The following is a 5,094-nucleotide window of genomic DNA, read 5'->3' on the forward strand; positions in this document are numbered from 1 at the left end:
CCCGCTCCCGCACCGGCACCCGCGGGGCCGGACGTGCTGAACGGGCAGGGCCCGCCCCGACATCCATCGGGGCGGGCCCTGCCCGTTCGCGTTCCGGCGGTCAGTTGCCGCGCAGTCCGCGGTCCAGGGCGGCGATCGCGCTGCCCCGGGCGTCGTCGCCGTCCAGCGACCAGACCATCACACCGGCCAGGTCGTTCCATCGCGCGTACCGGGCCTTCGCGGTGAGCACCTCGGCCGAGTCGTAGCTGTAGAAGGTGGAGCCGTCGTACCGCCAGGACGCGCCGTGGTCGCGGTCCACGTAGGTGGTGCCGGGCAGGGCGTTGATCTCCTTGTAGGAGCGGTCCGGCACGGTGCCGGTGGCCTTCTGGTAGAGGCCGTGGCGGGCGCCGGCCGGCACGCCCGTCCAGCCGTGGCCGTAGAACGGGGTGCCGAGGACGGTCTGCCGGGAGGGCAGGCCGCGCTGGGCGTAGTGGTCGACGGCCTTGTCCGCGCTGCGCTGCCGTGCGTCCGAGTCGGTCGGGTCGGAGTAGAGGTTGGCGTGGTGGTTGGCCGGGCCCTTGCCCTCCCACGGACCGTGCAGGTCGTAGGTCATCAGGTTGAGCCAGTCGACGGTCCGCGCGAGCTCGGGCAGCTCCAGCCGGTCCGCCACGGTCTCGTTGGCGGCGACGGCGGCGGTCAGCAGGTAGTGCTTGCCCTTGCCCCTGCCCTTGCCGTCGCTCGTGCCGTCGCTCGTGGTGTGCGGGCCGCGCTTGCCGCCGAGTTCGTCCAGCTGCTTGCGGAACTCGGCCATCAGCAGGGTGAAGTTGCGGCCGTCCTCGGGGCGGACGACGTTGCCGGCGTCACCGCCGCCGCCCGGGTACTCCCAGTCGACGTCGATGCCGTCGAACACCCCGGCGGCCACGCCCTTGCCGCCCTCCGGGGAGCCGGCGAGCTGCGGCACGTCGCCCTTGAGGTAGAGGTCGATGCAGGAGGAGACGAACTTCCTGCGCGCCTCGTCGGTGGCGGCCGCGTCCGAGAAGTACTTGGACCAGCTCCAGCCGCCCAGCGAGATCACGGCCCTGAGCTGCGGGTTGACGGCCTTCAGCTTGCGCAGCTGGTTGAAGTGGCCCTTGAGCTTCTGGTCGGGGGCGTCGGCCACGCCGTCCACCGAGTCGGCGGCGGAGAAGGCGCGCTGGTAGTCGTTGTAGGCGTCGCCCTGGCCGGCGTCGTTGGTCTCGAAACAGGTGCCGTCCGCCGAGACGTTGCCGAAGGCGTAGTTGATGACGGTGAGCTTCCCGGCCTGGCCGGACTCCTGCACCCGCTTCGCGGAGCTGTCGGCGCCCCACTGGGTGAAGTAGCCGACGCGCTGACCCTTGAGCTGGGGACCGTGCTTTGTCCCGGCGGCGTTGGCGGTGGCGGGGGCGACGAGCAGCGCGGCGACGGTGGCGGCGGCGAGCAGGGCGGAGGAGCGAGTGGGCATACCGGACCTATTCTCTGAAGCAGCGTCAATTGGTCTGGACCAGCTGGCATAGAGATTTAGTCCATCGCGCCACGGCGCACAAGAGGACGTGCCCGGACGGGGCAGCATGCAGAAGAGGCCGGACCGCGGGAACGCGGTCCGGCCTCTCGGCAGCTGTCGGAGGATCAGCCGATCAGCGAGCGCAGCACGTACTGCAGGATGCCGCCGTTGCGGTAGTAGTCCGCCTCACCGGGGGTGTCGATGCGGACGACCGCGTCGAACTCCTTGGTGGCGCCGTCCGTGCCGACCGCGACGACCTTGACGGTCTTCGGGGTGCGGCCCTCGTTGAGCTCGGTCACACCGGTGAAGGAGAAGGTCTCCTCGCCGGTCAGACCGAGGGAGTCGGCGTTCTGGCCCTCGGGGTACTGCAGCGGGAGGACGCCCATGCCGATCAGGTTCGAGCGGTGGATGCGCTCGTAGGACTCGGCGATGACGGCCTTCACGCCGAGCAGCGCGGTGCCCTTGGCGGCCCAGTCGCGGGACGAGCCGGAGCCGTACTCCTTGCCGGCCAGGACGACCAGCGGGGTGCCGGCGTTCTGGTAGTTCTGCGAGGCGTCGTAGATGAACGACACCGGCGCGTCGGCCTGGGTGAAGTCGCGGGTGTAGCCGCCCTCGGTGCCCGGCGCGATCTGGTTGCGCAGGCGGATGTTGGCGAAGGTGCCGCGGATCATCACCTCGTGGTTGCCGCGACGCGAGCCGTACGAGTTGAAGTCGCGCTTCTCCACACCGTGCTCGGTGAGGTACTGCGCGGCCGGGGTGCCCGGCTTGATGTTGCCGGCCGGGGAGATGTGGTCGGTGGTGACCGAGTCGCCCAGCTTGGCCAGGACGCGGGCGCCGGCGATGTCGTTCACCGGGCTCGGGGTCTTGGCCATGCCCTCGAAGTACGGGGGCTTGCGGACGTAGGTGGACTCGGCGTCCCACTCGAAGGTGTTGCCGGTCGGAACCGGGAGCGACTGCCAGCGGTGGTCGCCGGCGAAGACGTCCTGGTAGCCCTTGTCGAACATGGCCTCGTCGATGGAGCCGGCGACGGTGTCGGCGACCTCCTTCTCCGACGGCCAGATGTCGGCGAGGAACACGTCGTTGCCGTCGGCGTCCTGGCCCAGGGCGTCACGGGTGATGTCGATGTTCATGTTGCCGGCGAGGGCGTAGGCGACCACCAGCGGCGGGGAGGCCAGGTAGTTCATCTTGACGTCCGGGTTGATCCGGCCCTCGAAGTTGCGGTTGCCGGAGAGCACCGAGACGACCGCGAGGTCGGCCTCGTTCACCGCGGCCGAGACCTCCTCGGGCAGCGGGCCCGAGTTGCCGATGCAGGTGACGCAGCCGTAGCCGACCAGGTTGAAGCCCAGCTTCTCCATGTACGGGAGGAGGCCGGCCTTCTCGTAGTAGTCCATGACGACCTTGGAGCCGGGCGCCAGGGTGGTCTTGACCCAGGGCTGGACGCGCAGGCCCTTCTCCACGGCCTTCTTCGCCAGCAGGGCGGCGCCCAGCATGACGGAGGGGTTGGAGGTGTTGGTGCAGGAGGTGATCGAGGCGATCACGACCGCGCCGTTGTCGATCTCGTAGGACGAGCCGTCGGGGGCGGTGACGGTGGTCGGCTTCGAGGCCTCGGCCGAGTAGGTCGGCAGCGCCTCGGCGAACCTCTCGGCGGCCTCGGCCAGGATCACGCGGTCCTGCGGGCGCTTCGGGCCGGAGATCGACGGGACGACGGTGGAGACGTCCAGCTCCAGGTACTCGGAGTAGACCGGCTCGACCGACGGGTCGTGCCAGAGGCCCTGCTCCTTGGCGTACGCCTCGACCAGGGCGAGCTGCTGCTCGTCACGGCCGGTGAGCTTCAGGTAGCTGATGGTCTCGGCGTCGATCGGGAAGATCGCGCAGGTCGAACCGAACTCCGGCGACATGTTGCCGATGGTGGCGCGGTTGGCCAGCGGGATCGCGGTGACGCCCTCGCCGTAGAACTCCACGAACTTGCCGACCACACCGTGCTTGCGCAGCATCTCGGTGATGGTGAGCACCAGGTCGGTGGCGGTGGTGCCGGCCGGCAGCTGGCCGTTGAGCTTGAAGCCGACCACGCGCGGGATCAGCATGGAGACCGGCTGGCCCAGCATCGCGGCCTCGGCCTCGATGCCGCCGACGCCCCAGCCCAGCACGCCCAGGCCGTTGACCATGGTGGTGTGCGAGTCGGTGCCGACACAGGTGTCCGGGTAGGCCTGGCCGTTGCGGACCATGACGGTGCGGGCCAGGTGCTCGATGTTCACCTGGTGGACGATGCCGGTGCCGGGCGGGACGACCTTGAACTCGTCGAACGCGGTCTGGCCCCAGCGCAGGAACTGGTAGCGCTCCCTGTTGCGGCCGTACTCGATCTCGACGTTCTGGACGAAGGCGTCCGGCGTACCGAACTTGTCGGCGATGACGGAGTGGTCGATGACCAGCTCGGCCGGGGCCAGCGGGTTGATCTTGGCCGGGTCGCCGCCCAGCTCCTTGACGGCCTCACGCATGGTGGCGAGGTCGACCACGCACGGCACGCCGGTGAAGTCCTGCATGATCACGCGGGCCGGCGTGAACTGGATCTCCTGGCTCGGCTGGGCGTCGGCGTCCCAGGTGCCGAGGGCACGGATGTGGTCGGCGGTGATGTTGGCGCCGTCCTCGGTGCGGAGCAGGTTCTCCAGCAGCACCTTGAGGCTGTACGGCAGCCGCTCGGAACCCTCGACGGCGGAGAGCTTGAAGATCTCGTACGACTCGTCGCCCACCTGCAGCGAGCTGCGGGCGTCGAAGCTGTTCGCGGACACGACTGACTCCTTCTAGGTGCTTCGTGCGGTATTCCGGCCGCCACGGTGGTAAGGTCAGCCTTACTTAGGCTGACCTTGCCCGCACCGCCGGTGAGCGCCTCTCGGCAAGTATCTTGATGTCGAGATATATCGTAGAGGGCAGTTATCTCGATGTCGAGATAAACCATAGTGCATGGCGTCGGCTCCGCCACGTCGGCACCTCCTCAGTACCACGCGGGCGCCGAACCGGCACCACCCCAGGCTGCCCCCGGTTCGGACGGCCCGCTCGCCGAAGGGGCGACACCCCCCGGTACGGTGACCGGAGAGTGACACACCGGAGCAGGCCGGGGGCCGACTGATGATCGTGGTGGACGCGTCCGCGCTGGTGCTCGCGCTGGCCGACGAGGGTGAACGCGGGGCAGCCGCCCGGGCCGAACTGGCCGCGGACGACGAGTGGGCGGCGCCCGAGCACCTCGTCATCGAGGTGATGCAGTCGCTGCGCGGCCTGTACCTGGCCCGCGAACTCACCGCCGAGCGGGTGGGCGAGCTCGCCACCGAACTGCCCGGCCTCGCGATCCGCAAGGTGCCGGTCGAACCGCTGCTCGGGCGGATCTGGGAACTCAAGGACAACCTCACGCCGGACGACGCCGCGTACGTGGCGGTGGCCGAGCAGTACGGGGTGCCGCTGGTCACGGCGGACCTGCGGCTGATGCGGGCCAGCGGGCCGCGGTGCGAGATCCGCGGCATCGGCCGGCCGGGTGGGGACGCCGGGTAGCAGGGTCGGCCGGGGCCCCCCGCGGAGCGGCGGGTAGCGCCGGGCTGCTCCGCGGG

General features: G+C 69.9%; 3 protein-coding genes. 1 reads left to right on the forward strand and 2 read right to left on the reverse strand.

Features of this window, described 5'->3' with window-relative positions:
- Positions 1-100: 100 nt before the first annotated feature.
- Both ACFWOG_RS39395 and acnA read right to left on the reverse strand, forming a co-directional pair.
- Positions 101-1,459, reverse strand: coding sequence for a glycoside hydrolase family 18 protein (locus ACFWOG_RS39395; RefSeq protein ID WP_380364431.1), 1,359 nt, complete (start codon positions 1,457-1,459; stop codon positions 101-103).
- Positions 1,460-1,623: 164 nt separating this feature from the next.
- The gene (gene acnA, locus ACFWOG_RS39400) at positions 1,624-4,284 is read right to left on the reverse strand and encodes an aconitate hydratase AcnA (RefSeq protein ID WP_380364433.1); all 2,661 of its coding nucleotides are present in this window, start codon (positions 4,282-4,284) and stop codon (positions 1,624-1,626) included.
- Between the two features lie 337 nt (positions 4,285-4,621).
- Between acnA and ACFWOG_RS39405 the strand changes: the two genes are divergently transcribed.
- Positions 4,622-5,038: a type II toxin-antitoxin system VapC family toxin gene (locus tag ACFWOG_RS39405; protein ID WP_329951461.1), complete on the forward strand. Its 417-nt coding sequence runs from the start codon at positions 4,622-4,624 to the stop codon at positions 5,036-5,038.
- Positions 5,039-5,094: the final 56 nt, after the last annotated feature.

Origin of the sequence: Kitasatospora sp. NPDC058406, assembly GCF_042722765.1 — a bacterium.
GTDB lineage: Bacteria > Actinomycetota > Actinomycetes > Streptomycetales > Streptomycetaceae > Kitasatospora.

What these genes read in the sequence shown, in the direction of transcription:
- ACFWOG_RS39395 (WP_380364431.1), bottom strand. Translation starts at nt 1,459, where the DNA reads ATGCCCACTCGCTCCTCCGCCCTGCTCGCCGCCGCCACCGTCGCCGCG.
- ACFWOG_RS39405 (WP_329951461.1), top strand. Translation starts at nt 4,622, where the DNA reads ATGATCGTGGTGGACGCGTCCGCGCTGGTGCTCGCGCTGGCCGACGAG.